Annotated in this window: 25 protein-coding genes; 19 read left to right on the forward strand and 6 right to left on the reverse strand. The window is 73.0% G+C overall.

Annotation, left to right across the window (positions count from 1 at the left end; all coding sequences use genetic code 11):
• Positions 1–137 precede the first annotated feature (137 nt).
• A complete protein-coding gene (locus tag AB0I42_RS27280; protein WP_357541466.1) occupies positions 138–593 on the reverse strand; it encodes a GtrA family protein in 456 nt (151 codons plus the stop codon).
• Positions 594–680: 87 nt separating this feature from the next.
• Here AB0I42_RS27280 and AB0I42_RS27285 point away from each other — a divergent pair, with 87 nt between their 5' ends.
• From AB0I42_RS27285 to prcA, 8 genes are all read left to right on the forward strand, one after another.
• Positions 681–2,336, forward strand: coding sequence for a DUF2142 domain-containing protein (locus tag AB0I42_RS27285; protein ID WP_357541468.1), 1,656 nt, complete (start codon positions 681–683; stop codon positions 2,334–2,336).
• Positions 2,336–2,683 carry a DUF2304 domain-containing protein gene (locus AB0I42_RS27290; RefSeq protein WP_357541470.1) on the forward strand — a complete coding sequence of 116 codons (348 nt, stop codon included), beginning with the start codon at positions 2,336–2,338 and terminating at the stop codon, positions 2,681–2,683. Before AB0I42_RS27285 ends, AB0I42_RS27290 begins: the two co-directional genes overlap by 1 nt.
• Positions 2,680–3,483: a glycosyltransferase family 2 protein gene (locus tag AB0I42_RS27295; RefSeq protein WP_357541472.1), complete on the forward strand. Its 804-nt coding sequence runs from the start codon at positions 2,680–2,682 to the stop codon at positions 3,481–3,483. Before AB0I42_RS27290 ends, AB0I42_RS27295 begins: the two co-directional genes overlap by 4 nt.
• Positions 3,484–3,598: 115 nt before the next feature.
• On the forward strand, positions 3,599–5,113 hold the full coding sequence (gene dop / locus AB0I42_RS27300; protein ID WP_357541474.1) for a depupylase/deamidase Dop: 1,515 nt from the start codon (positions 3,599–3,601) through the stop codon (positions 5,111–5,113).
• A 92-nt stretch (positions 5,114–5,205) separates the two neighbouring features.
• Positions 5,206–6,477, forward strand: a complete 1,272-nt coding sequence (locus AB0I42_RS27305) for an acyltransferase (protein WP_357541476.1) — start codon at positions 5,206–5,208, stop codon at positions 6,475–6,477.
• Positions 6,478–6,574: 97 nt separating this feature from the next.
• Entirely contained in the window at positions 6,575–6,790 is a 216-nt protein-coding gene (locus tag AB0I42_RS27310) for a ubiquitin-like protein Pup (RefSeq protein WP_212819336.1), read from the forward strand.
• A gap of 220 nt (positions 6,791–7,010) precedes the next feature.
• Entirely contained in the window at positions 7,011–7,850 is an 840-nt protein-coding gene (gene prcB, locus AB0I42_RS27315) for a proteasome subunit beta (RefSeq protein WP_357541478.1), read from the forward strand.
• 61 nt (positions 7,851–7,911) lie between these two features.
• Entirely contained in the window at positions 7,912–8,745 is an 834-nt protein-coding gene (gene prcA, locus AB0I42_RS27320) for a proteasome subunit alpha (RefSeq protein ID WP_357541480.1), read from the forward strand.
• Between the two features lie 78 nt (positions 8,746–8,823).
• On the opposite strand, the gene AB0I42_RS27325 is transcribed toward prcA, so the two are convergent.
• Entirely contained in the window at positions 8,824–9,858 is a 1,035-nt protein-coding gene (locus tag AB0I42_RS27325; RefSeq protein ID WP_357541482.1) for a glycosyltransferase family 2 protein, read from the reverse strand.
• Between the two features lie 90 nt (positions 9,859–9,948).
• Positions 9,949–10,863 (reverse strand): dTDP-4-dehydrorhamnose reductase, encoded by a 915-nt coding sequence (rfbD, locus tag AB0I42_RS27330; RefSeq protein WP_357541484.1) that lies wholly within the window; start codon positions 10,861–10,863, stop codon positions 9,949–9,951.
• 95 nt (positions 10,864–10,958) lie between these two features.
• Here rfbD and rfbA point away from each other — a divergent pair, with 95 nt between their 5' ends.
• The 3 genes from rfbA to AB0I42_RS27345 all read left to right on the forward strand — a co-directional run bounded on the left by rfbA (position 10,959) and on the right by AB0I42_RS27345 (position 13,559).
• The gene (gene rfbA, locus AB0I42_RS27335) at positions 10,959–11,819 is read left to right on the forward strand and encodes a glucose-1-phosphate thymidylyltransferase RfbA (protein WP_357541486.1); all 861 of its coding nucleotides are present in this window, start codon (positions 10,959–10,961) and stop codon (positions 11,817–11,819) included.
• Between the two features lie 102 nt (positions 11,820–11,921).
• Positions 11,922–13,280: a Pup--protein ligase gene (pafA, locus tag AB0I42_RS27340; RefSeq protein ID WP_357541488.1), complete on the forward strand. Its 1,359-nt coding sequence runs from the start codon at positions 11,922–11,924 to the stop codon at positions 13,278–13,280.
• Positions 13,281–13,361: 81 nt separating this feature from the next.
• The gene (locus AB0I42_RS27345) at positions 13,362–13,559 is read left to right on the forward strand and encodes a hypothetical protein (RefSeq protein WP_357541490.1); all 198 of its coding nucleotides are present in this window, start codon (positions 13,362–13,364) and stop codon (positions 13,557–13,559) included.
• A gap of 18 nt (positions 13,560–13,577) precedes the next feature.
• Here AB0I42_RS27345 and AB0I42_RS27350 read toward each other — a convergent pair whose 3' ends face one another.
• A complete protein-coding gene (locus AB0I42_RS27350) occupies positions 13,578–14,663 on the reverse strand; it encodes a DUF3866 family protein (RefSeq protein WP_357541492.1) in 1,086 nt (361 codons plus the stop codon).
• A gap of 83 nt (positions 14,664–14,746) precedes the next feature.
• Between AB0I42_RS27350 and AB0I42_RS27355 the strand changes: the two genes are divergently transcribed.
• From AB0I42_RS27355 to AB0I42_RS27380, 6 genes are all read left to right on the forward strand, one after another.
• Positions 14,747–15,742 (forward strand): WYL domain-containing protein, encoded by a 996-nt coding sequence (locus tag AB0I42_RS27355; protein WP_357541494.1) that lies wholly within the window; start codon positions 14,747–14,749, stop codon positions 15,740–15,742.
• A complete protein-coding gene (locus tag AB0I42_RS27360; protein WP_357541496.1) occupies positions 15,739–16,797 on the forward strand; it encodes a YafY family protein in 1,059 nt (352 codons plus the stop codon). The genes AB0I42_RS27355 and AB0I42_RS27360 overlap by 4 nt, the downstream gene beginning before the upstream one ends.
• Positions 16,798–16,807: 10 nt before the next feature.
• Complete coding sequence (locus AB0I42_RS27365) at positions 16,808–17,056, forward strand: hypothetical protein (protein ID WP_357541498.1); 249 nt, start codon at positions 16,808–16,810, stop codon at positions 17,054–17,056.
• A gap of 229 nt (positions 17,057–17,285) precedes the next feature.
• Positions 17,286–17,567, forward strand: a complete 282-nt coding sequence (gene tatA, locus AB0I42_RS27370; RefSeq protein ID WP_357541500.1) for a Sec-independent protein translocase subunit TatA — start codon at positions 17,286–17,288, stop codon at positions 17,565–17,567.
• A 10-nt stretch (positions 17,568–17,577) separates the two neighbouring features.
• A complete protein-coding gene (tatC, locus tag AB0I42_RS27375; RefSeq protein ID WP_357541502.1) occupies positions 17,578–18,513 on the forward strand; it encodes a twin-arginine translocase subunit TatC in 936 nt (311 codons plus the stop codon).
• Positions 18,514–18,622: 109 nt separating this feature from the next.
• Positions 18,623–19,507, forward strand: coding sequence for a diacylglycerol kinase family protein (locus tag AB0I42_RS27380; protein WP_357541611.1), 885 nt, complete (start codon positions 18,623–18,625; stop codon positions 19,505–19,507).
• Between the two features lie 3 nt (positions 19,508–19,510).
• On the opposite strand, the gene AB0I42_RS27385 is transcribed toward AB0I42_RS27380, so the two are convergent.
• Positions 19,511–21,412, reverse strand: coding sequence for a glycoside hydrolase family 15 protein (locus AB0I42_RS27385; RefSeq protein ID WP_357541504.1), 1,902 nt, complete (start codon positions 21,410–21,412; stop codon positions 19,511–19,513).
• A gap of 72 nt (positions 21,413–21,484) precedes the next feature.
• The gene (locus AB0I42_RS27390; RefSeq protein WP_357541506.1) at positions 21,485–22,258 is read right to left on the reverse strand and encodes an HAD family hydrolase; all 774 of its coding nucleotides are present in this window, start codon (positions 22,256–22,258) and stop codon (positions 21,485–21,487) included.
• Between the two features lie 86 nt (positions 22,259–22,344).
• On the opposite strand from AB0I42_RS27390, the gene AB0I42_RS27395 reads away from it, so the two are divergent.
• Positions 22,345–25,236 (forward strand): DEAD/DEAH box helicase, encoded by a 2,892-nt coding sequence (locus AB0I42_RS27395; RefSeq protein ID WP_357541508.1) that lies wholly within the window; start codon positions 22,345–22,347, stop codon positions 25,234–25,236.
• Between the two features lie 239 nt (positions 25,237–25,475).
• Positions 25,476–26,261 carry an MHYT domain-containing protein gene (locus AB0I42_RS27400; protein WP_357541510.1) on the forward strand — a complete coding sequence of 262 codons (786 nt, stop codon included), beginning with the start codon at positions 25,476–25,478 and terminating at the stop codon, positions 26,259–26,261.
• The last annotated feature ends 23 nt before the right edge of the window (positions 26,262–26,284 follow it).

Here is a 26,284-nt window from a genome sequence, read left to right on the forward strand (position 1 = left end):
TCCCCCCCACAAACCCGGCCCAGTACCTTTACCACGCCCGCGAACCGGGGGTGCGGCGATCGCCGCACCGCCGTTTCGTGTCCCGGGTCGGTACCGTGACCGGCCGGTCAGGTCCCGGTCGGTTCGTGGCCGGCTGGTCAGGCCGGTGCCGGCGGGCGGAAGACCCACACCCGGTAGGCGACGAAGTTAAGCACGGTCAGCACCGCCAGGACCCCGACCCGCGCCACGAGGTAGTGCGCGCCGAGCGCGACCAGGCCGGTGACGGCCGCGACCGTCAGCACCCAGTTGAGTCCGGCGAGCACAAGGTAGCGGACGAACTGGCCGCCCGCCGACCCGCCCGAGACGAAGACCCACGACCGGTTGAGCAGGAAGTTCAGCACGAACGCGGCGACCACGGCGGTGAGGGTGGCGGCCGGCAGCCAGACCCCGAGCGCGCCGTGCAGCAGCCACAGCAGCCCCGTGTCGAGCGCCGCGCTGGCCCCGCCCACGGCGAGGAACCGGACGAACCCGACGTCGAGCAGGCGGGCCAGCGCGGACCGGCGCGGCGTCGTGGCCCCACCGGTCGGCGTGTCGGGCCGAACAACCGAATCCATGGCCGCACCCTAGGCGCCGACACCACACCGAGTGTCCACCGGGGCACACACGACACACAGGGGCGTGTTCCGGTAGCCTCAGCGCCCGTGTCCTCCCCAACCACAGCCCGTGGACGCCTGAGCCGGATCGCCGCGGGCCGGGCGTCGCGCTGGGTGATCCCCTTCCTGGGCTACTTCCTGCTGTTCGGCGCCTGGGCCGTCGCCACGCCGTACGACGGCACGCCGGACGAGATGCGGCACATCATCCGCGCGTACGGGGTCGCGGACGGGCAGGTCGCGCCGGCGCCGGCGCGGGAGGGCAAGTTCCCCGGCGCCTACCACGACGTGCCGTCCAGCCTGCTGCGCGACAACTGTTTCGCGTTCGAGCCGGACCGGTCGGCGGCCTGCGCCGAGCCGCCGGGCGGCGACCGTGACGAGGTCCGGGTGCTGACCCCGGCCGGCCGGTACCACCCGGCCTACTACGCCGCGGTCGGCTGGCCGCTGCGGCTGTCGCCGGACATGACCGGGGTGCTGCTGGCCCGGCTGGTCAACGCCGCGCTGGTCGCCGGGTTGCTGGCCGCGGCGACCGCGGTCACGCTGCGGCTGCGCAACCGGGGCGTCCTCGCCGGCCTGCTGGTGGCGGTCACCCCGATGACGGCCCACCTGGCCGGGGCGATCAACCCCAACGGCGTCGAGATCGCCGCCGGGGCGGCGCTGGTCGTGGCACTGATCGCGATCCTGCTCGAACCCGACGGGGCCGGGCGCCGGGCGGCACCGTGGTGGCTGGCCGGAATCGCCGGCGCGACCCTGGTCACCGTACGGTCGGCCGGTCCGGCCTGGCTGGCCGTGATCGCGTTGGTGATGCTGGTTCCGCTGTCGCTGGCCCGCTACCGGCAGCTGCTGCGCTCGCGCCGGATGTGGCTGCTGGCCGGCGCGCTGGCGGCGGCCGGGCTCGCCTCGGTCGGCTGGACGCTGTGGAAACGGTCCAACGAGCTGATCCCCAACGCGCTCTACAAAGGCCATCTCGGCATCGTCGACGCGATGAAGATCGAGATCTTCGACAAGTGGCGGCGCTACTTCACCGAGATGATCGGCGTGATGTCGTGGCTCGACACGCCGCTGCCCCCGGTGATCCACCTGGTCTGGTGGCTGAGTGTCGGCGCGCTGCTGCTGCCGGCGGTGGCACTGTGCCGCCCGGCCCAGCGGTGGCGGGTCGCCGGGCTGGCCCTGCTCGCCATGCTCGTGCCCAGCCTGCTCGAGGCGGTCAACGTCAACACGTACGGGTTCGTGGCACAGGGTCGCTACTACCTGGCGCTGCTGGCCGGCGTACCGATCCTGGCCGGCTACTTCCTGGCCGGCCTGCCGAACTTCGACCCGACGCCGCGGCTGACCAGGCTGCTCGCCCTGCTGCTGCTGCCGGCCCACCTGGCGAGCCTGTTCTATCTCATGGTCCGCTACCAGACCGGGCTGCCCGACGGGGCGTTCATCGTCTCGCTCAACCCGCTCGCCGGGTCGTGGCACCCGCAGGTCGGCTCGCTGACGCCGGTGCTGATGGGGATCGCCGCCGTCGTAGTGCTCGTCGCCTGGCACTTCCGGGTGACCGCGACGCCCGCGCCCGCCGCCGCCGGCCCGACCGACGGCACCGGCTCCGGCGACAACGGCACCGCACCGCAGGCCACCACGTCCCACACCGTCCCGGTCCACGATCTTCAGCGGCCGATGGTCGTCGCCGCTGGTCAGCACCAACCGGAGGAGCGTCCCTGATGCGCCTTACCCTGCTCACGGCGACCACAGCACTGATCCTGCTGGTCGTCCTCGTCGAACTGATGCGGCGCCGGCAACTGCGGGAGAAGTACGCCGCCCTGTGGATCGTCGTCGGGCTCCTGATCGTGCCGCTGGCACTGTTCCCCCGGCTGCCCGACCAGATCGCCGGCGCCCTCGGCATAGTCAACGGGGTGAGCCTGGCCCTGTTCGGCGGTGTCGTGTTCCTGCTGCTGGTCACCATCCACCTGAGCTGGGAGGCGAGCCGGCTGGAGGAGAAGACCAGGGTGCTGGCCGAAGAGGTGGCGTTGTTGCGCAGCGAGTTGAAGCAGGAACGGGTCGAGCGGTGAACAGCGGACGCATTCTGATCATCATCCCGGCCTGGAACGAGTCGGGGTCGATCGCCGACGTCGTCACCGAGGTACGCGGGGAACTGCCCGACGTCGACATCCTCGTCGTCGACGACGGCTCCACCGACGCCACCAGTGTGCGGGCCGCCGCCGCCGGTGCCCGGGTGGTGCGCCTGCCGTACAACCTCGGCGTCGGCGGGGCGATGCGGCTCGGCTACCGCTACGCCCGGGACCACGGCTACGACGTGGCGGTGCAGCTCGACGCCGACGGCCAGCACGACCCGCGGTTCGTGCCGGAACTCGTCGCCGCGCTCGCCGACGTCGACCTGGTCATCGGCGCCCGGTTCGCCGGCGTCGGCGACTACACCGTGCGCGGCCCGCGCCGCTACGCGATGGTGCTGCTCGCCGCCGCGCTGAGCCGGATCGCCCGGACCCGGCTGACCGACACCACGTCCGGATTCCGGGCCGCGAACCGGCGGGTGATCGAGATGTTCGCCCGCGCGTACCCGGTGGAGTATCTCGGTGACACGGTCGAGACCGTCGTGCACGTCGCCAAGACCGGGCTGCGGATCGTGCAGGTGCCGGTGGCGATGCGGGCCCGGATGGCCGGGGTCCCCAGCCAGTCCGTCGGCAAGGCCGCGCTGTATCTCGCCCGGGCGGCGGTCGTGCTCGGCCTGGCGCTGATCCGCCGCTACGAGGCGCCGCCGGACCCGGCCGCCCCGGTCGGCGCCGGTCCGGCCGTGCCGGCGGCGGGCACCGCGGAGGTACCGGCCGCGACCGCCCGCTCGGTCGCCGGCTGACCGCAGTGGCCCGGCGCGGTGGCCACCCAGTGCCGCCGCGCCGCGCCGTGGCCGGCGCGGTGACCGGTGGGCGGACTACGCTTCCAGGTATGGGTGTGGAGAACGGGGCAGCGGCATGAGCGTACGGCGGATCATGGGCAGTGAGGTCGAGTACGGCATCTCGGTGCCCGGCCAGCCGGGAGCCAACCCGATGGTCACCTCGTCACAGGTGGTCAACGCCTACGGCGCGCGTCCCGAGCTGAACCGGGGCGGCCGCGCGCGGTGGGACTACGAGGAGGAGTCGCCGCTGCGCGACGCCCGCGGGTTCACCTACTCCGGTTCGGCGTACGACCCGGCCGAGGCGCTCGCCGACGACGACCTGGGGCTGGCCAACGTCATCCTGACCAACGGCGCCCGGCTCTACGTCGACCACGCGCATCCGGAGTACTCGACCCCGGAGGTGACCAACCCGCTGGACCTGGTCCGGTGGGACAAGGCGGGGGAGCGGGTGATGGCCGAGGCGTCGCGGCGGGCGGCGACGATCCCGGGCACCCACCCGATCCACCTCTACAAGAACAACACCGACAACAAGGGCGCCAGCTACGGAGCCCACGAGAACTACCTGATGCGCCGGCAGACGCCGTTCGCCGACATCGTCGCCTACCTGACGCCGTTCTTCGTCACCCGGCAGGTGGTCTGCGGTGCCGGCCGGGTCGGCATCGGCCAGGACGGCTCGCAGCCGGGTTTCCAGATCTCCCAGCGGGCCGACTTCTTCGAGGTCGAGGTCGGCCTGGAGACGACGTTGAAGCGGCCGATCATCAACACCCGCGACGAGCCGCACTCCGACGCCGACAAATACCGCCGGCTGCACGTGATCATCGGCGACGCCAACCTGTCGGAGATTTCGAGCTATCTGAAGTTCGGCACGACCGCGTTGGTGCTGACGATGATCGAGGAGAAGGCGATGACGCCGGACTTCGGCATCGCCGATCCGGTCAGCGAGTTGCGGGCGGTCAGCCACGACCCGTCCCTGAAGCACCTGATGCGGCTGCGCGACGGCCGCCGGCTGACGGCGCTGGACCTCCAGTGGGCCTACTTCGAGCGGGCCAGCGCGTTCGTCGAGGACCGCTACGGCACCGACGTCGACGAGGCGACCGCGGACGTACTGGCCCGGTGGGAGAGCGTGCTCGACCGGCTCGGCCGCGACGCGATACTCTGCGCCGGCGAGCTCGACTGGGTGGCCAAGCTGCGGCTGCTGGAGGGCTACCGGGAGCGGGAGAAGCTCGCCTGGGCCTCGCACAAGCTGCAACTGGTCGACCTGCAGTATTCCGACGTACGGCCGGAGAAGGGGCTCTACCACCGGCTGGTGGCACGTGGCTCGATGGCGACGCTGCTGTCCGACGAACTGACCCGGACGGCGATGGTGCAGCCGCCGGAGGACACCCGGGCCTACTTCCGGGGCCGCTGCCTGGCCCAGTACGCCTCGGAGGTGGTCGCCGCCAGCTGGGACTCGGTGATCTTCGACGTCGGCCGGGAGTCGCTGGTGCGGGTGCCGATGATGGAGCCGGAGCGGGGCACGAAGAAGCACGTGGGCGCCCTGTTCGACCGCTGCTCGAGCGCCAAGGACCTGCTGGAGGTCATCACCACCTGACGCGCCGCTTTCGGGTTGGACACCGGGGTATGGCACTCTGAGCCGTCGGTTCTCACCCCCGGAAGGTCCACTTGACGACTTTGTCGCGGCGCGTGGGCGGTCGCCTGCTGCGTACCGCCCCGCTGGCCACGGCCTACACGGGCCGGGCCAACAGCTTCGGATTCCTGCGGCTGTGCTTCTCGATCGCGGTCGTGCTGGCCCACGCCGCCGTGCTCGGGTACGCCCGGCCGCTGACCACCGTGGTGGACGTCCCCGGGCTGGCCGTCGCCGGATTCTTCGGCATCTCCGGCTTCCTGATCACCCGCAGCGCGCGGCGCAGCCCCCTGCCGCGGTTCCTGTGGCACCGCGCCCTGCGGATCCTGCCCGGGCTGTGGGTGTGCCTGCTGGTGACCGCTCTGGTGGTCGCACCCGTGCTGTGGTACCTCGACCGGGGGACCCTCGGCGGGCTGCTGCGCCACCCCACCGGCGCGCTCAACTACCTGTCGCAGAACTGGTGGGGCGGCCTGCGCCAGGGCGGCATCGTGGACCTGTTCCGGTGGGACACCCCGTACGGCGAGATGTCGCGGCGCAGCCTGGTGAACGGCTCGCTCTGGACGCTGAGCTACGAGATCCTGTGCTACCTGGTCGTCGCGGCCATGGCGCTGCTGGCGGTGCTGCGCCGGGCCCGCTGGCTGGTCCTGGCGTCCGTCGTCGGACTCTTCGGCGTGCTGTGCTGGAACCACTACGAGGTGCTGCGGTTCGGGCTGCCGACGCTGTGGAGCGGCGGCACCTTCGGGCCCGTCCCGCTGCTCGGCGAGTTCAGCCAGACCTGGCTGCTGTGGTACGGCTTCATGTTCATGGCGGGCGCCGCCGCCGACCTCTACCGCGACAAGATCCCGATGAACGACCTGCTCGGGGTGGTCGCGCTGGTCGTGGTCACCTGGTTCGCGCTGCGCGGGGAGTTCTTCGGCCCGGCCCTGCTCGCCTACGAATACGTGATCCTCTGGCTGGCGATTCGCCTGCCGGCGAGGCTGCAGGGGATCGGGCAGCGCACCGACTACTCGTACGGCCTGTACATCTATTCGTTCGTCGTCCAGCAGGTGATGGCGAAGTACGGCGTACCGGCGCTGGGCTTCGTGGGCTACTTCCTGGCCAGCCTGGCGGTCAGCTTCGTCCTGGCCTTCGGGTCCTGGCACCTGGTGGAGAAGCAGGCGCTGCGGTTGAAGGGCTGGCAGCCCCCGGCCGTACGGCCGTCGCGGTGGCGGCGCCGTCGTCGGTCGGCCGCCCCGCCGGCCCTGGCCGGGGCGGGAGACGCGGTGCCGGGGCCGGTCCCGGCGCAGGCCGGCGACGCCGAGTCCGGTGACGGCCCGCCCGCCCGGGTCTGAGCCCGGATCAGCGCAGCGCGAAACCTGGCGCGCGGTCGGGCGCCGTGGCGGTGCGGCGAGGTAGATTTTGACCAGGCGATGTTGAGGAGGCACGCACATGGCTACTCGTGACACCGGCGGTCAGTCGCAGTCCGGAAAGGCCCGTCGTGACGAAGAGGTCGACGAGGTAACGGCCGAGGCGAATCCCGAGGTCGCCGAGCGGCACGCCGAGATCACCGAAGACGTCGACGACCTGCTCGACGAGATCGACTCGGTGCTCGAGGAGAACGCCGAGGAGTTCGTCCGCGGTTACGTCCAGAAGGGCGGCCAGTAGCCGTCTGGTCCTGTTAGGACTGGTCTGTCCCGGTGGCCGGCGGTGGCACGCCGGCCGGCGGTCACCGGGACGGACGCGACCGGCGTCGACACCGCCGGCGCGATGATCGCGTCGGCCGGACCGGCGAGATAGTCTGCTTCAACTGCACCGGCGGCCCGGGTCGTCCCGCCGACGACCGGACGGCCGTGGCCCAAAGGCGATCCAACCTGAGAGGAACCACGTGGCAGCGGGTTTTGATCCATCCGGGCGGTTTCCTGATGTGTTCACCAACGTGGGGACGTCCTCCTTCACACAGTTCCTGAGCCTGGCCGCACCCGAGCTGCTGCCGGGCCGCCGGCCGCTGCCGGTGGGCACGGCCGCCGACCTCGCCCCGCACGCGACGACGATCGTCGCCATCACCTGCGCCACCGGCGTGGTCATGGCCGGCGACCGGCGGGCCACGATGGGCCACCTGATCGCCCAACGCGACATCGAGAAGGTCCACCCGGCCGACGCGTACTCGCTGGTCGGCATCGCCGGCACCGCCGGCATCGGCATCGAGCTGATGCGGCTGTTCCAGGTCGAGCTGGAGCACTACGAGAAGATCGAGGGCGCGATGCTGTCCCTCGACGGCAAGGCCAACCGGCTCGCCGCGATGGTCCGGGGCAACCTGGGTGCCGCGATGCAGGGCCTGGCGGTGATTCCGCTCTTCGCCGGCTTCGACCTGTCGGCCGCCGACCCGGCCAAGGCCGGCCGCATCTTCAGCTTCGACGTCAGCGGCGGCCCCTACGAGGAGACCGGCTACGACGCGATCGGCTCCGGCTCGCTGTTCGCCCGCTCCGCGCTGAAGAAGCGGTTCCGGGCCGGGCTGCCCACCGACGAGGCCGTACGGCTGGCCGTCGAAGCCCTCTACGACGCCGCCGACGACGACACCGCCACCGGTGGTCCCGACCTCACCCGGAAGATCTACCCGGTGGTGATGACCGCGACCGCCGAGGGCACCCACCGGCTCACCGACGCCGAGACGGCCACCGTCGCCGAGGCCGTCGTCGCCGGCCGGATGGAGAACCCGGGCGGCTGACGTCCGGCCGGACCGCCCGCCGTAACAACCCGTCGTCACCAGGTCGAAGGAGAGCCGCTTCGTGGCCATGCAGTTCTACGCCTCGCCCGAGCAGATCATGCGGGACCGCTCCGAGCTGGCCCGCAAGGGCATCGCCCGCGGGCGCAGCGCGGTGGTCCTCAGCTACTCCGGCGGGGTGCTCTTCGTCGCGGAGAACCTGTCCAGCGCGTTGCACAAGGTCAGCGAGATCTACGACCGGATCGGCTTCGCCGCCGTCGGCCGCTACAACGAGTTCGAGAACCTGCGCCGCGCCGGCGTGCGGATGGCCGACATCAACGGCCTCAGCTACGACCGCCGCGACGTCACCGGCCGGGCCCTGGCCAACTTCTACGCCCAGATCCTCGGCACCATCTTCACCGAGCAGTCCAAGCCGTTCGAGGTCGAACTCTGCGTCGCCGAGGTCGGGGCCACCCCGGACGACGACGAGATCTACCGGCTGACCTACGACGGGTCGGTCAACGACGAGCCGGGTCTGATGGCGATGGGTGGTCAGGCCGAGGCGATCGCGACCGCGCTGCGCGCCGACCGGCAGGACGACATGTCGCTCGGCGACGCCGTCAAGCTCGCCGTGAAGGCGCTCGGCAGCGTCGGTGGCGAGGGCGGCGCGGTCCGGACGATCGCCGCCAACCAGCTCGAGGTGGCGGTTCTCGACCGGCGCCGCACCGGGCGTACGTTCCGGCGGATCACCGGTGCGGCGTTGACCGCGCTGCTCGACGGCGACGACGCCAAGGCTGGCGAGTCGACGGCCGACGACGGTCCGAAGCAGCCGGCGGCCGGCCCGGAGAAGCCGACCGTGTCGGCCGCGTCCGCCGACCTGGAGGGCAAGCCGGAGCCGGAACCCGACGCCGGCGAGTGACGCCGCCGTGAACCACACCGCCCGCCCGGGATCGATCCCGGGCGGGCGGTCACGTGTGGAGCGTCGGGGCGTACGGGGTCAGATCCAGCGCCGGACCAGCCGCCAGTAGGCGGACATCGCCGCGTTGAGCACCCCGACACCGGGCGGGCTGATCAGCGGGGTGTCGAACCGGTCGGTCAGCACCCGCATCCACTCCCGGTCCGGGACGGTCCGCTCGGTCTGCAGCATCCGCCGCCGGGTTCGCAGGTGCCGGCGGTGCTGCCACAGCCAGCGGTAGCCCTTCAGCTTGTCGCGCAGCCAGCCCTCCTTGGTCGCCAGCAGGAGCATCACCAGCTCCAGGGCCAGGAACGGCCCGCCGAGCAGGAAGAGGGCGCGGCCGGACCACAGGGTGCTGACGAACATCAGCCGGTTGCGTTCCACCAGGTAGTACTTGAAGCTGTTGCGGCTGAACTCGTAGCGGTGCAGGGCGACCGCGTCCGGCACGTTGACGACCCGCAGCCCGACCCGCCAGGTGCGGATCGACAGGTCGGCGTCCTCGTGGTAGGCGAAGTAGTGGTGGTCGAAGCCGCCGAGGCGGTCCCAGTGCGCCCGGCTGGTGACCAGGCAGGCGCCCATCGCGCCGGCCGTCTCGGTCGGCTCGGACCGGGTCTCCCGCTGCCGGAAGCCGCCGATCCAGCTCACCCCGAGCACGTGCACCTCGTTGCCGCTGGAGTTGAGCAGCTCCGGCTCGTCGGCCAGCCGTACGGCGCCGGCGGCGATGCCCACGTCGGGCCGGGTGACCAGTTCCTCGACCAGCCGGGCCAGGGTGGTCGGTTCGACGATCGCGTCACCGTTGACCAGGGCCACGTAGTCGCCGGAGGAGGCCGAGACGCCGAGGTTGCAGCCGGCGGAGAAACCGAGGTTCTCGCCCTCGCCCACCACGACGACGCCGGGCAGTTCGGCCAGGACGGTCACGTCGTCGGTGGTGCAGCCGTTGTCGACCAGCACCACCTCGACGTCGACCTTGGCGGAGGCGAGCAGCGACTCGACCGACCGGCGCAGCAGCGGCTCGGCTTTCCAGGCCAGGACGATCGCACTGACCCGGGGCAGCCCGCCGGTGTCGGTGTCGGACATGTGCAGGTCTCCTGGGGGATTCGGGTGCGGAGGCCGGCGGCCGCCGGCCGGGGCGGGACCGGCGGCCGGGCCGCCGGGGTTCGACCGGATTCAGGTCGGCCAGTCGCCGGACAGCGCCTGCGTCAACTGGTCGTGCCAGTCTGGCATGGGGGACAGCCCGGCGAGTGCCCAGCGGGCGTGTCCGAGGACGCTGTACGCGGGGCGGGGCGCCGGCCGGCGGAAGTGTTCGCTGGTGGTGGGGCGGATCCGGTCCGGGTCCAGCCCGCGCAGCGCGTACGCGGCCCGGGCCAGGCCGTACCAGGTGGTCCGGCCGGACGCGGTGCCGTGGTAGACCCCGGCCGGGGCACGGCCGGCGCGGGCGGCGTCGCCGAGTGCGACCAGGTGGCCGGCGAGCGCGTACGACCACGTCGGCTGGCCGTGCTGGTCGTCGACCACCTCGAGGGTCTCCCGCTCGGCGGCCAGTCGCAGCATGGTGGCGACGAAGTTGCGCCCGTGCGCGCCGTAGAGCCACGCGGTGCGCACCACGTAGCCGGTGTCGGGAAGTAGTCGGGCGACCGCCTGCTCGCCGACGAGCTTGCCGCGCCCGTACGCGTTGACCGGCGCGGTCGGGTGGTCCTCCGGGTACGGCTCGCGGCCGTCGCCGGCGAAGACGTAGTCGGTGGACACGTGCAGCAGCCGGGCGCCGGTGGCGGCGCAGGCGGCGGCGAGGTTGGTGACGCCGGTGCCGTTGACCTCGGTCGCCTCGGCCTCCCGGGTCTCCGCGGCGTCGACGTCGGTCCACGCGGCGGCGTTGACGACCAGGTCGTGCCCGGCGACCGCGGACTTGACGGCGGCGGCGTCGGTGAGGTCGAGGTCGGCGCGGGTGGCGGCGGTGACCCGCGCGCCGGGGTGCCGGCCGAGGACGGCGAGGAGATCGTGCCCGAGCATGCCGCCCGCGCCGGTAACCAGCCAGCGGGTCGGGCCGGCGCCCGGCGTGGCGGTGCCGGCGGTGTCGAGGTCGCTCACGGGTTCGGCAGTCTACGCGACACCGGCCGGGCGGCGGTAAAGCGCGGGGCACCCGGGGGAGGGTGTCGCGGCCGTGCGGCCGGTAGGCTCCGCCGGTGCGTGGAATCCTTCTGGCCGGCGGGACCGGCTCCCGCCTGTGGCCGATCACCCGGGCCGTGTCCAAGCAGCTCATGCCGGTGTTCGACAAGCCGATGATCTACTACCCGCTGTCCACACTGATCATGGCGGGGGTCAGCGAGATCCTGGTCATCACCACTCCCGACGACCAGTCGCAGTTCCGCCGGCTGCTCGGTGACGGCAGCCAGTGGGGGTTGCGGCTGGAGTACGTCGCCCAGCCGCGACCGGAGGGCATCGCGCAGGCGTTCGTCCTCGGCGCGGACTTCATCGGCGACCGGTCGGTCGCGCTGATCCTGGGCGACAACATCTTCCACGGCGTCGGGCTCGGCCGGCAGCTCGCCGACCCGGGGGAACTCGTCGGCGGCCGGGTCTTCGCCTACCAGGTGGCCAACCCCGAGGCGTACGGCGTGGTCGACTTCGACAGCGACGGCCGGGTGCTGTCGATCGAGGAGAAGCCGGACAAGCCGAAGTCCCGGTACGCGGTGCCCGGCCTGTACTTCTACGACAACCGGGTGGTCGAGATCGCGCGCGGCCTGACCCCGAGCGCCCGCGGCGAGCTGGAGATCACCACGGTCAACGAGACCTACCGCGAGGCCGGCGAGCTGTCGGTGACGGTCCTGGACCGGGGCACCGCCTGGCTCGACACCGGCACCTTCACCTCGCTGGTGCAGGCGGCCGAGTTCGTCCGGGTGATCGAGGAGCGTCAGGGGCTGAAGATCGGCTGCGTCGAGGAGGCCGCCTGGCGGGCCGGACTTATCGACGACGATCGTTTGCGCGAGTTGGCCGAGCCGTTGACCAAGAGTGGATACGGCGACTACCTGCTGGAACTGCTGGCCTGATCGGCGGGGGCGGGACGTACCCGGGATTTTTGCCGGCGGGTCGGCGCGGCGTGCCGGTCGCGACAGTGACCATCGGCGGCTCCGGCCGGCTAATGTCTGTTCATGGAACGGCGAATCTTCGGTATCGAGACCGAGTACGGCGTCACCTGTACCTACCGCGGCCAACGGCGACTTTCCCCCGACGAGGTGGCCCGCTACCTCTTCCGCCGGGTGGTCTCCTGGGGCCGGTCGAGCAACGTCTTCCTCCGCAACGGCGCCCGCCTCTACCTCGACGTCGGCTCCCACCCCGAATACGCCACCCCGGAATGCGACTCGATCGTCGACCTGGTCGCCCACGACCGGGCCGGCGAGCGGATCCTCGAGGGGCTGCTCGTCGACGCCGAGAAGCGGCTGCACGACGAGGGCATCGCCGGCGAGATCTACCTGTTCAAGAACAACACCGACTCGGCCGGCAACTCCTACGGCTGCCACGAGAACTACCTGGTGTCGCGGCACGGGGAGTTCGGCCGGCTCGCCGACGTGCTGATTCCGTTCCTGGTCACCCGGCAGTTGATCTGCGGCGCCGGCAAGGTGCTCCAGACCCCGCGCGGCGCGGTCTACTGCCTGTCGCAGCGGGCCGAGCACATCTGGGAGGGCGTCTCGTCGGCGACCACCCGGTCCCGGCCGATCATCAACACCCGCGACGAGCCGCACGCCGACGCCGAACGCTACCGGCGGCTGCACGTGATCGTCGGCGACTCGAACATGAACGAGGTCACCACGCTGCTGAAGTTCGGCAGCGCCGACATCGTGCTCAAGATGATCGAGGCCGGGGTCGTCATGCGCGACATGTCGCTGGAGAACCCCATCCGGGCGATCCGCGAGGTGTCGCACGACATCACCGGGCGGCGCAAGGTCCGGCTGGCCTCCAACAAGGAGATCAGCGCCCTGGAGATCCAGCAGGAATACCTGGCCAAGGCGACCGAGTTCGTCGAGCGGCGTGGCGGCGACGAGACCGCCAAGCGGGTCGTCGAACTGTGGGGCCGGGTGCTGCGCGCGGTCGAGACCGGCGACCTGGACCCGGTCGCCCGCGAGATCGACTGGGTCACCAAGCTGAAGCTGCTGGAGCGCTACCAGAACAAGCACGACCTGCCGCTGTCCCATCCGCGGATCGCCCAGATGGACCTGGCCTACCACGACATCCGCCGCGGGCGCGGGCTGCACGGCCTGCTGGAGCGCCGGGGCCAGGTCGACCGGGTCGTCAGCGACCTCGACGTCTTCCAGGCCAAGGAGACGCCGCCGCAGACCACCCGGGCCCGGCTGCGCGGGGAGTTCATCCGGCACGCGCAGGAGAAGCGCCGCGACTTCACCGTCGACTGGGTGCACCTGAAGCTCAACGACCAGGCCCAGCGCACCGTGCTGTGCAAGGACCCGTTCCGGGCGTACGACGAGCGGGTCGAGCGGCTGATCGCCAGCATGTGACACCGGCCGGGGCCGTCCGCCCACCTTCGCGGGCGGCCCGGACCGGGCGGGTTCCGGCCGGCACGGTAGGCTCTGCTGCCTATGGCCGAGCCGGACGAGGAACGCCTTGAGGACAACCCCGAGCGGGTTCGTCAGGGCTGGGTCAACCGTCGGCGGGAGAAGATCGCCGCCGAGATCGAGCGCAACCGGCGCGGCGACCACAAGGTGCCGACCTGGGTGCTCGCCACCATTCTCCTGCTGGTCATCGCCGCCTGGGCGGCCCTGGTCATCCTGAGCTGACCGCCCGCTCGCGGCCGCTCATCCGAGCAGCGCCGCCGCGTGCCGGCCGGCCGCCGCCGCCGCGAGGAAGTAGCCGTGGTCGGCGTCCAGGCCGCGGCCCATCGTCGACAGGCCGACCGGGCTCGCCCGCAGCGCCGCGTCCAGCCCGGCCGGATCGACCCGGACGATCCGGTGCCGGTCCCGCAGTGGTGCCAGGGCCACCTCGACCTCACCGGCCAGATCGGCGTCGAGCCCGCCCGGCAGCACCAGGTCGGCCGCCGCCAGCGCGACCCGGCCGTACGCGGTCACGCTGTGGTGCGACAGGCCCCGGTGGCGGGGGCGCGGGTCGGCGGCCGAGATCCGCAGCGACCCGACCGGCCGCCCGCCGAGCGCGGCGACGGCGTTGACCGCCTCACCGACCGCGACGCCGGAGAAGCCCCAGCGGGTGCCGGTGCCGAGGTTGCCCGGCCCCTGCGCGACGACCGCGACGTCGGCGCGCAGCGCGTGCCGGGCGGCGAGCAGCCCGCTGTGCACGTTGGTCGCCTCCAGGTCGCCACCGAACGCCTGGCCGACGGTGACGGTGCCGGCCAGCGTGCCGCGCAGCCCGTCCAGGGTGCGGGAGAACCACGCCGGCAGCGCACCGCCGTCGGTCATCACGTACGCCACCCGGGCGTCCGGCCGGTCGGCGTGGATGCCGGCGACGACGGCCGGCAGCGCCGAGTGCAGGTCGGCGGTGACGACCGGCATGCCGGCCACGTCGTGGGCGTCGGCGAGGACCGCCCGGTGCGGCGACGCGTCCTCGTCGGCGCCGAGCAGGATCGGCTGCAGCGGGGTGTAGCGGGCCTTGACCAGGTGGCCGGCGTCGCGGGTGGTGCCGTCCTGCGGCGGGTCGGCGGGCAACCGGTCCGGCAGCGCGACGACCAGCGCGTACCCGCCGGTGCCGAGCCCCATCACCAGGGCGCCGACGTTGAGCAGCACCCGGTCGCCGGGCTCCGGGTCGCCGACCAGTTCGGGGTAGGCGAGGGCACGCAGGGTCGCCCCGTCGGGCAGGGCGACGTCGAGTTCGGCCGCCCCGTGCCACCGCCGCCGTACGGCCACCACGGTCGCCGACCGCCATCGCACCATGCGTGCACGCTATCCGTACGGCGCGGTGGGACGCCCCGGCGGGGTGTACGCACACGCGTACGGACACTGCTAGCGTCTGGGGCGTGTCCCGGACCCGCACCGAACGCCTGGTCAACCTGGTCATCTGCCTGCTGTCGACGCGCCGGTTCCTGACCGCCGCCCAGATCGCCGCCACCGTGCCCGGCTACGAGCACGACCCCGAGGACGCCCGCGACCACGAGGCGTTCCAGCGCAAGTTCGAACGGGACAAGGCCGAACTGCGTGATCTCGGCGTGCCGCTGGAGACCGGCACCGCCAGCGCCTTCGACACCGAGCCCGGCTACCGGATCGCGCAGCGCGAGTACGCGCTGCCGGAGATCCCGCTCGAACCCGACGAGGCCGCCGCCGTCGGCATCGCCGCCCGGCTGTGGCAGCACGCCGGCCTGGCCGCCGCGGCGTCGTCCGGGCTGGCGAAGCTGCGGGCCGCCGGCATCGACGTCGACCCGCAGGCCACGCTCGGTGTCGAGCCGGTCGTCACCGTCGACCCGACGTTCGCTCCGCTGACCGCCGCCGCCCGCGACCGGCGCACGGTCACCTTCGACTACCGGATCCCGGAGAACGACGCGGCCAGCACCCGCAAGCTGCAGCCGTGGGGCGTGGTCTGCTGGCGGGGCCGGTGGTACGTGGTCGGCCACGACGTCGACCGCGACGCCACCCGCTGCTTCCGGCTGTCGCGCATCGTCGGCGCGGTCAAGGCCACCGGCCGGCCGGGCGCGTTCACGCCGCCGGCCGGGGTCGACCTGATCAGCCACGTGGCCCGCTGGTCCGGGCCGGTGGAGCGGACCGGGCGGGCCCGCGTGCTGGTGCGGCCGGGCCGGGCCGCCGGGCTGCGCCGCTGGGCACAGGAGACCGAGACCGGTCCGGCCGGCGACGTGCTCGTGCTGCCGTACGCCGACCCGGAGCGGCTCGCCGGCGCGCTGGTCGGCTACGGTGCCGACGTACGGGTCCTGGAACCGCCCGAGGTACGCGAGGCCGTTGTGCAACGACTCAAGGAGATCGCCGCCCGGCACGAGGCGGCGACGGCGGGAGCGCTTCGATGACCACCTCCTCCCCGGCCCGCTCCTCCGGGCCCCGGCCGTCGGCCGACCGGCTGGCCCGGCTGCTCAACCTGGTGCCCTACCTGCTGGCCCGGCCCGGTATCGAGGTCGCCGAGGCGGCCGCCGACCTCGGCGTGACCGAGCGGCAGCTCCGGGAGGACCTGGAACTGCTGTGGGTGTGCGGGCTGCCCGGCTACGGCCCCGGCGACCTGATCGACATGGCGTTCGACGGCGACACGGTCACCATCACCTACGACGCCGGCATCGACCGCCCGCTGCGGCTGACCCCCGACGAGGCGCTGGCGCTGGTGGTGGCGCTGCGGATGCTCGCCGAGACGCCGGGGATGGCCAACCGCGACGCGATCGAGCGCGCCCTGGCCAAGATCGAGAGCGCGGCCGGCGACCTCGGCGGCGCCCCGGTGGCCGTACGCATGCCCGGCGACGGCGACCGGGCCGACACGCTGCGCGGCGCGGTCGAGCGGGGCCGGGCGCTGCGGATCACCTACTACACCGCGACCCGTGACGAGACGTCCGAGCGGGTCGTCGACCCGATGCGGATGCTGATGGTCGGCGGCCACGCCTATCTCGAGGCGTGGTGCCGGCGGGCCGAGGCCGTCCGGCTGTTCCGCGCCGACCGGATCGACGCGCTGACCGAACTCGACGAACCGGCGGTGGCGCCGCCGCAGGCGCAGCCGCACGACCTCACCGCCGGGGTGTTCCAGCCGACCCCGGAACTGCCGCTGGTGACCGTACGCGTCGGTCGGGCCGGCCGGTGGATCACCGAGTACTACCCGTGCGAGCAGGTCCGGCCCGGCGACGGCGACGAGTGGCTGGTGTCGCTGCGGGTCAGCGACCTGGGGTGGGCCCGCCGGTTCGTGCTCGGGCTCGGCCCGGAGGCGACCGTGGTCAGCCCGCCGGAACTGGTCGCCCAGGTCCGCGACGTGGCCCAGTTGGCGCTGGACGCCTACGCGGTGCCGTACGAGAGCGGGCCCGCGTTCGCGGTGGACGCCGCGCCGCCGGCCGTGCCGCACCCGGCGAAGGCGGTCGCGACCCACTAGGCTGACCGGCGTGGTGAAGTGGATCGTGCTCGGGGTGGTGCTGTTCGCACTGCTCGTCCTGTTCCTGGCCGTACGGCCGCTGCTGGGCCGGCTGCCGGGGTTGCAGCGGGCGGCGCTGACGTTGCAGAGCCGGCAGGACGAGGTCGCGTCGCTGCAGCACACCGCGGTCGACCTGCAGGACCGGATCGAGAAACTTCAGGAGAAGCTCGAGGTCACCCAGCGTCGCATGGAGGTCATCCAGGCCCGGCGCGGCAAGTGATTCCAGGCCCTCGTCGGCCCGCTCCGGGCGGCCTGCTCACTGTCCGTGCGCGACGGGACGGCCCGGCGCGCACGATTAAGCTCGTCGACGGGTTGACGCGGCCCGCGTAGTTGGTCGAAACTTCACCGACCAGGCAGAACCGTAATAGACCTGGCGGGTGGCGACTGCCGTCTACGGACGTACGATGGGGCTCGACCAGCCGAGACCGACAGAACCAACTGGAGTTTCCATGGGCGCCCTCAAGCCGTGGCATATCGCTGTACTCGTGGTGGTGCTGATCCTGCTCTTCGGCGCCAAGCGTCTTCCCGACGCGGCCCGTTCGCTCGGTCGGTCTCTGCGGATCATGAAGGCCGAGACGAAGCAGCTCGCCGACGACGACAAGGACCTCGCCGAGAAGGCCGACGCGCAGGCCGCCCGCCAGCCGCTGCCGCCGAACGCGGCCCAGCAGCCGCCGGCCGCGCAGCAGGGACAGGTCGTGGACCCGGTGCAGCGGCACCGCGACACCATCTAGCCCCACCGCCGTGCGCCTAGCACTGCCTCGCCGCCGCGGCCCCAGCAAGTTCGAGCAGGCCGCGGACGGCTCGATGACGCTCGTCGACCACATCCGCGAGCTGCGGGACCGGCTGTTCCGCGCCTCGATCGCCATCGTGCTCGGCTTCATCGTCGGCTTCTGGCTCGCCGACCCGGTGTTCGACCTGCTCAAGGAGCCCTACTGCAACCTGCCGGGGATCACCAAGGCCGACGGCAGTTGCCCGATGACGCAGCTCGGCCCGGCCGACGGGTTCCTGCTCAAGCTGAAGATCGCGCTGTGGGTCGGCCTGATCGTGGCCGCCCCGGTGTGGCTCTACCAGTTGTGGGCGTTCATCGCGCCCGGCCTGCACCGCAACGAGCGCCGCTACGCGTACGCGTTCGCGGCGATCGCGGCGCCGCTGTTCGCGGCCGGCGCCGGACTGGCGTACTTCGTCGTCGACAAGGGCCTGGCGTTCCTGCTCGAGTCCGGTGTCACCGGGCTCGACACCCAGCTCGAGGTCACCCGCTACATCGCGTTCGTCACCAACATGATCCTGATCTTCGGGGTGGCGTTCGAGTTCCCGCTGCTGGTCCTGATGCTCAACTTCGTCGGGGTCGCCAGCGCCAAGCGGCTGCTGAGCTGGTGGCGGGTCGCGGTGTTCGTGTTCTTCCTGTTCTCCGCGATCGTCACGCCGACCCCCGACCCGTTCGGCATGACCGCGCTGGCGATCTGCCTGTGCGCGCTGTACTTCATGGCGGTCGGGGTGGCGTACCTCAACGACAAGCGCAAGGGCCGCGGCAAGGAGATCTACGCCGGGATCGCCGACGACGAGGTGTCGCCGCTGAGCCACGACCCGGAGCCGGTCGAGGCGGGCAGCCGGGCCGAGACGGTGGCCCCGGTCGAGGCGCCCAAGCCGATCCAGAGCCGCTACGACGACATGACCTGACGGACCCGCCGCCGGAGGGCGGGGCGGTACGGTGCTCGCCGTGACCGCTGACGATCAACCCTCCGGCGCCGGGCCCGCCGGTCCGCCACCGTCCGAACCCGACCGGCCGCTGGCGGTCCTGGTCAACCCGACCGCCGGACGGTCCCGGCACAGCGGGCTGCTGCCCGACATACTCGACCGGCTGGCCGCCGCCGGCCGGCCGCTGGCGGTGCTCGACGCCCGTACCCCCGAACAGGCCCTGGCCCGGTGCCACGCCGCGGTCGCCGACGGCGTCGCCGGGCTCGTCGCCGTCGGCGGCGACGGCACCGTCCACCAGGCACTCCAGGCGGTCGCCGGCAGCGGCGTGCCGTTCGGGGCGGTGCCGGCCGGCACCGGCAACGACTTCGCCGCCGACACCGGCTTTCCCACCGAGCCGCTCGCCGCCGCCGACGCCATCGCCGCCGCCTTGCGCGCCGGCCGCGGCAGCCCCGTCGACCTGGCCCGGATGACGACCGCCGACGGCACGGTCCGCTGGTTCGGCGCGGTGCTCGCCGCCGGCTTCGACGCCGTCGTCAACGAGCGCGCCAACCGGATGCGCTGGCCGCGCGGCCCGCTGCGCTACGACATCGCGATCCTGGTCGAGCTGGCCCGGCTGCGGGCCCGGCGCTACCGGCTGGTGCTCGACGGCGCCGAACGGCACGTCGACGCGGTCCTGGTGGCGGTCGGCAACTGCGCCAGCTACGGCGGCGGGATGCGGATGTGCCCGGCCGCCGACCCGACCGACGGGCTGCTCGACGTCGTCGTGGTCGGCCCGGTGAGCCGGACCACGCTGGTCCGCGTCAAACCCCGGCTCTACAGCGGCACCCACGTCACCCACCCGATGGTGCGTACGTACCGGGCGGCGACCGTCGAGCTGGCCGCCGACGGCATCGTCGGCTACGCCGACGGGGAGCGGGTCGGCCGCCTGCCGCTGACGGTGACCGCGGTCCCGGCCGCCGTACGGCTGCTGCGGTAGGTCTCAGCCGCGCCGCCCGCCGCGCTCGGCCCAGGCGTGCAGGGCGTCGCGTTCCTGTGCGGCGTCCAGGTTGACGGCCGCCTCGATCAACGCCAGGTGGGTGAACGCCTGCGGGTAGTTGCCGAGCGCGGTGCCGTCGGCGGCGAGTTGTTCGGCGTACAGGCCGAGCGGGCCGGCGGCCCCGGCGAGCCGTTCGAAGATCTCGCGGGCGGCGTCGTGCCGGTGCGCCAGCACCAGCGCCGAGACCAGCTCGAAGCAGCAGAGCAGGAACGCGCCCTCCTCGCCGGGCAGCCCGTCGTCGGCGGTGTAGCGCCGGACCAGTCCCGGGCCGATGGCCAGCCGTTCCTGGATCCGGTCGATCGTGGACAGCATCCGTGGGTCGTCGCCGGGCAGGAAGCCGACCAGCGGGATGCGCAGCAGCGCGGCGTCCAGTTCGGTCGACCCGTATGCCAGGACGAAGCCGCCGACCTGCGGGTCGTAGCCGCGGTCGAGGACCTGCGCGTGCAGGTCCGCGGCCTCGCGCCGCCACGCGTCGACCGGTGCCGTCGCGTCGCCGAGCAGGCCGGCGAGCCGGATGCCGCGGTCCAGGCAGACCCACGACATCACCTTGGAGTAGACGTACTGCTGACGCGGTGCCCGGATCTCCCAGACGCCGTGGTCGGGTTCGCGCCACCGCCGGGCGATCGTCTCCACGTGCCGGCGCAGCGAACCCCACTGGTCGGCGGCGAGGTCGCCGGTCAGCTCGTGGAAGGCCAGCGCCGCGTCGAGCACGTGCCCGTACGTGTCGAACTGCACCTGTTCGGCGGCGCCGTTGCCGACGCGGACCGGCCGGGAGCCGGCGTAGCCGTCGAGGTGGGCCAGGATCCGCTCGTCGTCGCTGGTCGTCTCGCCGCCGATGCCGACCAGCGGGTGCAGGGTCCCGGCCGGCGCCTGGCAGACGTCGATCAGGAAACGCAGGTAGCGCCCGCCCTCCTCGTGGTGGCCGAGCCGGAAGAGGGCGAGCAGCAGCAGTGCGGCGTCGCGGTGCCAGGTGTAGCGGTAGTCCCAGTTGCGTACGCCGCCGATCTCCTCCGGCAGCGAGGTGGTCGGGGCGGCCAGCAGTGCCCCGGTCCGGTCGAACGACAGCCCCCGCAGCACCAGGGCGCTGTGCCGGACCAGGTCGGCGCCGTACCCGGCGTAGTCGCTGCGGGCCGACCAGTCCCGCCAGGTGCCGACGGTCTCGTCGAGCAGGCTGGCGACATCGGCCGGGGCGGGCGGTTCGCCGTAGCCGAGCAGCAGGGTGGCCCCGTCGCCGGCGGTCAGTTCCAGGTCGGCGGTGAGGGTGGTGCCGTCGGCCCGCAGCGGCAGGTCGGTGGACAGCCACAGCGGTGTGCCCGCCGCCCGCCACCGGTCGCCGTGGCGCTGCCAGCCGGCCGGCCGGGCGCCGTGGTCGGCCCGTACGTCGAGCCGGACCCGCAACCGCACCGTGCCGCTTTCCACGCTGACGTGGCGGACCAGGACGTGCCGGGCGCGGACCGGGCGGTCGGGGTGGCCGGTCGCGGCGGCGAGGAAGTCGTGTCCGACGGCGACCCCGTCCGGCGCCGTGTGCCGGGTCTGGAGCACCAGCGTGTCCGGCAGGTAGCGGCGGTCGGGGGCGTCGGCGCCGTCGACCCGCAACTCGAAGGCGCCGCCGGCCCGGCGGTCGAGCAGCCGGGCGAAGACGGCGTCGCCGTCGAACCGTGGCACGCAGAACCACTCGACCGCGCCGTCCGGCGCGACCAGCGCCGCGGTGTGGGTGTCGGACAGGAAGGCGTACGAGTCGATCGGCGGGAACGCGTCGCTCACGTCGCCTCCGGGCGTGTGGCGGGCGGCCGCCCGGTCCTCCCGTCGCGCCGGATCGCCGGCCTGTGCCGCATGGTCGTCCACCGCCCCTCCTGATCTCCCGGGATGGGGCTACCCCGGCCCGCAGCGGCGAAAACTCCTCGGCTGCGGGCGGGGTCAGCGGTCGGTGACCGCCAGGTCCAGGACGGCGGCCAGGCCGTTGGCCCGTCCGGGGTCGGCGGCCGGCAGCACCAGCACCGCGCAGCCGGCCCGGACCGCCCCGGCGTCGGCCGGGGTGTCGCCGACCATCAGGACCCGCTCCGGATCGACCCGCAGCATCCCGCACGCCCGGTGGAAGATCGCCGGATCGGGTTTGCAGCGCCCGACCTCGTACGACAGCACGAAGGCGTCGACCAGGTCGGCCAGCCCCCACGCCTCGAACAGCGGCCGGACGTCGAAGCCGATGTTGCTGACCAGTGCCACCGGCACCGACGCGTCGCGCAGCGCCCGCAGGGTCGCGGTGGTGTCGGAGTACAGCAGCCAGCCGTCGGGACGCAGCAGCCGGTCGTAGAGGGCCTCGGCGAGCCCGTCCACGCCCGAGTCGACGGTGGCGGCCAGCCCGGTGTAGGCGGACCGGTGGGCGTGCTCGTAGAGGTCGCGGTCGGCCCACACCTCGGCCAGGTGGGGCGGCACCCGGTGCGGCAGCGGGCCGCCGGCCCGGCCGGCCGTCACCAGCCGGTCGGCGAGCACGGTGGCGCGGCCGCGGTCGAGTTCGACGCCGCATTCCCGCGCGCCGGCGCGTACCCAGGCGACCGGGTCCTCGACCTGGGCGAGGGTTCCGTGGAAGTCGAACAGGACGGCTTCGACCGGGCGGCGCGGGGGTGTCGCCGGGGCGGCCGTCGCGGGTCCGCTGGCGTGGCGAGGACTGGGCGGTTGGGGATGGTCCGGCACGTCGTGCACCTTACCGAGCCGCTCACACCGGCCGTGGTCGGCGGCCCACCGCGAGTGTCGGGGCATGACGCACTAATCTTGGTGGTATGTCGAGCCCAGCCGAGCGGTATGCCGCGGCGCGCCGCCGGGCCGCGCAGGCCCGCGCATATCCGGCCCTGGACGAGTTCGTTCCGGAACTCGGCTTCGACCTGGACGAGTTCCAGCGTGAGGCGTGCGAGGCGCTGGAGCGCGGCAGCGGCGTGCTGGTGTGCGCGCCGACCGGCGCCGGCAAGACCGTGGTCGGCGAGTTCGCGGTACACCTGGCGCTGCGGGCCGGCACTCCGCGGCCGTCGGCCGTCGGCCCGGCCGGGCCGGTCGTGCCGCCGTCGGCGGTCGGAAATCTGACTGCCGGCGAGGCCGCCGCGGGCGCCACGCCCGCCGGGCAGGCCCCGCCGGGGCGGTCGGTGCCGCGCAAGTGCTTCTACACCACGCCGATCAAGGCGCTGTCGAACCAGAAGTACCACGACCTGGTCGACCGGTACGGCGCCGAGCGGGTCGGCCTGCTGACCGGCGACAACGCGATCAACGGCGACGCGCCGGTGGTGGTGATGACCACCGAGGTGCTGCGCAACATGCTCTACGCCGGCTCCAGCACGCTGGAGGGGCTGGCCTACGTGGTCATGGACGAGGTGCACTACCTCGCCGACCGGTTCCGGGGCGCGGTCTGGGAAGAGGTGATCATCCACCTGCCGGACTCGGTGACGCTGGTGTCGCTGTCGGCCACCGTCTCCAACGCCGAGGAGTTCGCCGACTGGCTGGTCACCGTACGCGGTGAGACCGAGGTCGTGGTCAGCGAGCACCGGCCGGTCCCGCTGTGGCAGCACATGCTGGTCGGGCGCCGGATGTTCGACCTGTTCCACGACGCCGACGCGGCCCGCAAGCACGACGTGCACCCGGAACTGCTGCGCTACAGCCGGGAGCAGATGCGCCGGCTGGAGCTGGGCGACGGGCGTACCCACGGCCCCGGCTGGGGCCGCTCCGGGGGGCGCGGGCCGCGCTGGCGTGGCCCGCTGCGTTCCGAGGTCGTCGAACGGCTCGACCGCGAGGGGCTGCTGCCGGCCATCCTGTTCATCTTCAGCCGGGCCGGCTGCGACGCCGCCGTGCAGCAGTGCCTGGCCGCCGGGCTGCGGCTGACCAGCCCCGACGAGCGGGCCGAGATCCGCCAGGTGGTCGAGGAGAAGATCACCGCCATCCCCGGCGAGGACCTGTCGGTGCTCGGCTACTGGGAGTGGCTCGACGGGCTGGAGCGCGGGCTGGCCGCCCACCACGCCGGGATGCTGCCGGCGTTCAAGGAGGTCGTCGAGGAGCTGTTCGTCCGGGGGCTGGTCAAGGCGGTCTTCGCCACCGAGACACTGGCCCTGGGCATCAACATGCCGGCCCGGTGCGTGGTGCTGGAGCGGCTGGTCAAGTTCAACGGCGAGGCGCACGTCGAGCTGACGCCGGGGGAGTACACCCAGCTCACCGGGCGGGCCGGCCGGCGCGGCATCGACGTCGAGGGGCACGCCGTCGTCGTCTGGTCGCCGGAGGTCGACCCCCGGCACGTCGCGGGGCTGGCGTCGACGCGTACGTATCCGCTGCGGTCCAGCTTCCGGCCGTCGTACAACATGGCGGTGAACCTGGTCGGCTCGGTCGGCGCGGCGCCGGCCCGGGCGCTGCTGGAGTCGTCGTTCGCGCAGTTCCAGGCCGACCGCTCGGTGGTCGGCCTGGCCCGGCAGGTGCAGCGCAACGTCGAGACGATGGAGGCGTACGGCGTCGAGACGCAGTGCGAGCACGGCGACTTCGACGAGTACTTCGCGCTGCGGGTGGCGATCGGCGACCGGGAACGGGCCCTGGCCCGGCAGGGGCAGACGCAGCGTAAGGCGGCGGCGGTCGCGTCGCTGGAGCGGTTGCGGGTCGGCGACGTGATCCGGATCCCGTCGGGGCGGCGGGCCGGGCTGGCCGTCGTGCTCGAACCGGGCACCGGCGGGTTCGGCGAGCCCCGGCCGCTGGTCCTGACGCAGGACCGGTGGGCCGGGCGGGTCACCGTCGGCGACTTCACCGCCCCGGCCGAGGTGCTGACCCGGCTGCGGGTGCCCAAGCACTTCAACCACCGGTCGCCGGCCGCCCGCCGGGACCTGGCGGCGGCGATCAGCGGTACCGGCCTGGACCGGCACGCCGGCCGCCGTGGCGGGCGGTCGCGGGCCAGCGGCGAGGACCACCAGCTCACCCAGTTGCGGGCGCAGTTGCGGCGGCACCCGTGCCACGCCTGCGAGGAGCGCGAGGAGCACGCCCGGTGGGCGGAGCGGCGCCGACGGCTGGAACGCGACACCGACGAGCTGCGGCAGCGGGTGGCCGGCCGGACCGGCTCGCTGGCGCGTACGTTCGACCGGGTGGTCGGCATGCTGACCGCGCGCGGCTACCTGACCGCCGAGGGGGAGATGACCGACGCCGGCCGGATGCTGGCCCGGATCTGGACCGAGGCGGATCTGCTGGTCGCCGAGTGCCTGCGGCGCGGGGTGTGGGAGGGGCTCGACCCGGCCGAGTTGGCCGCCGCGGTGTCGGTCGTGGTCTACGAGTCCCGCCGTGACTCCGACGAGCGGGCGTCACTGCCCCGGGGGGCGGTCACCGACGCGGTCGACGCGACCCTGAAGATGTGGGCCGAACTGGAGGCCGACGAGGCGGCCCGGGGCCTGGAGGCGACCCGCGACCCGGATCTGGGGTTCGCGTGGCCCATCTACCGGTGGGCCCGGGGTGAGGCGCTGGCGAAGGTGCTGGCCAGCGGCACCAATCTGGACGGCGAGATGCCGGCCGGCGACTTCGTCCGGTGGGCGCGTCAGGTCGTCGATCTGCTCGGCCAGCTGTCGACGGCCGGCGGTGCCTCGTCCCGGGTGCGGGCCACGGCCAGGCAGTCCATTACGGCGATCAACCGCGGCATTCTCGGCTATCTGCCGACTGCCTGAACACCCTTCACATCACGCGGAGTAGCCGCCTCGGCCTCGGCCGGGGCGGCATGCCGGCTCCACCGTCCGGGGTGAAGACCGCCCTGTCGTCTCATTGTGAGGACCGCTCGTATTCCGGATTATCCCTTCTTGAACTGCGGATAGTCCCGTCCGTGGGATCAAGGGGGCGAGTGGTGGGGGAAATAGATCATTTCGGGTACGGGTGGGTGACACCCGTTCTCAGCTATGTGCTGTCAGTGATGGGAGCGATGCTCGGGCTGGTCTGCACGGTCCGGCTGCGGGACGCACCCACAACCGGCCGCCGAACCTGGTGGCTGGTCCTGGCCGCCTGGGGGATCGGCGGTACGTCCATCTGGACGATGCACTTCATGGCGATGCTGGGCTTCCGGGTTTCCGGCACCCAGATCCGCTACGACCTCGGGCTGACCGTGGCGAGCGCGGTCCTGGCGATCGTCTTCGTCGCGATCGGCCTGTTCATCGTCGGACTCGGCCGTCCCACCGCCGTCAAGATCGTGACCGGAGGTGTGCTGACCGGCCTGGGGGTGGCCGCGATGCACTACACCGGGATGGCGGCGATGCGGCTCAACGGCCGTATCGAATACGACCCGCTCCTCGTCGGGGTCTCGGTCGGGATCGCGATCGCCGCGGCCACGGTGGCGCTGTGGATGGCCGTACGGGTCCGCCGGCCGGCGGCGATCGTGGTGTCCGCGCTGGTCATGGGCCTGGCGGTGAACGGGATGCACTTCACCGGCATGTTCTCGATGTCGGCCCACCTGCACGGCACGCCCAGCCGGCTGGGCGGCGTGACCGCCGCGACGCTGATCGTGCCGATCGTCTTCGCCGTGATCGTGGTGGCCGTCGGGCTGGCGTACGCGCTGGTCGCCGCGTCGACCGACGAGGACCGGGCCGGCGTGGCCTTCCTCGAGGCGCAGATCGCCGACCGCGACGCGGCGGCACCGGCGCCGGCACCGGCGAGGACGGGGCTGCGGGTCACCGACGCCGGCCGCTTCAACCGCCCGCGCTGACCCCGGCGGCCGGCACGGTACTC

Source organism: Polymorphospora sp. NPDC050346, assembly GCF_040655695.1.
Lineage (GTDB): Bacteria > Actinomycetota > Actinomycetes > Mycobacteriales > Micromonosporaceae > Polymorphospora > Polymorphospora lycopeni.

Excerpts from the sequence above, each read along its gene's own strand:
- AB0I42_RS27280 (WP_357541466.1), bottom strand. The coding sequence starts at position 593 with ATGGATTCGGTTGTTCGGCCCGACACGCCGACCGGTGGGGCCACGACG.
- AB0I42_RS27290 (WP_357541470.1), top strand. The coding sequence starts at position 2,336 with ATGCGCCTTACCCTGCTCACGGCGACCACAGCACTGATCCTGCTGGTC.
- dop (WP_357541474.1), top strand. The coding sequence starts at position 3,599 with ATGAGCGTACGGCGGATCATGGGCAGTGAGGTCGAGTACGGCATCTCG.
- AB0I42_RS27310 (WP_212819336.1), top strand. The coding sequence starts at position 6,575 with ATGGCTACTCGTGACACCGGCGGTCAGTCGCAGTCCGGAAAGGCCCGT.
- AB0I42_RS27325 (WP_357541482.1), bottom strand. The coding sequence starts at position 9,858 with ATGTCCGACACCGACACCGGCGGGCTGCCCCGGGTCAGTGCGATCGTC.
- pafA (WP_357541488.1), top strand. The coding sequence starts at position 11,922 with ATGGAACGGCGAATCTTCGGTATCGAGACCGAGTACGGCGTCACCTGT.
- AB0I42_RS27345 (WP_357541490.1), top strand. The coding sequence starts at position 13,362 with ATGGCCGAGCCGGACGAGGAACGCCTTGAGGACAACCCCGAGCGGGTT.
- AB0I42_RS27350 (WP_357541492.1), bottom strand. The coding sequence starts at position 14,663 with ATGGTGCGATGGCGGTCGGCGACCGTGGTGGCCGTACGGCGGCGGTGG.
- AB0I42_RS27360 (WP_357541496.1), top strand. The coding sequence starts at position 15,739 with ATGACCACCTCCTCCCCGGCCCGCTCCTCCGGGCCCCGGCCGTCGGCC.
- tatA (WP_357541500.1), top strand. The coding sequence starts at position 17,286 with ATGGGCGCCCTCAAGCCGTGGCATATCGCTGTACTCGTGGTGGTGCTG.
- AB0I42_RS27395 (WP_357541508.1), top strand. The coding sequence starts at position 22,345 with ATGTCGAGCCCAGCCGAGCGGTATGCCGCGGCGCGCCGCCGGGCCGCG.
- AB0I42_RS27400 (WP_357541510.1), top strand. The coding sequence starts at position 25,476 with ATGGGAGCGATGCTCGGGCTGGTCTGCACGGTCCGGCTGCGGGACGCA.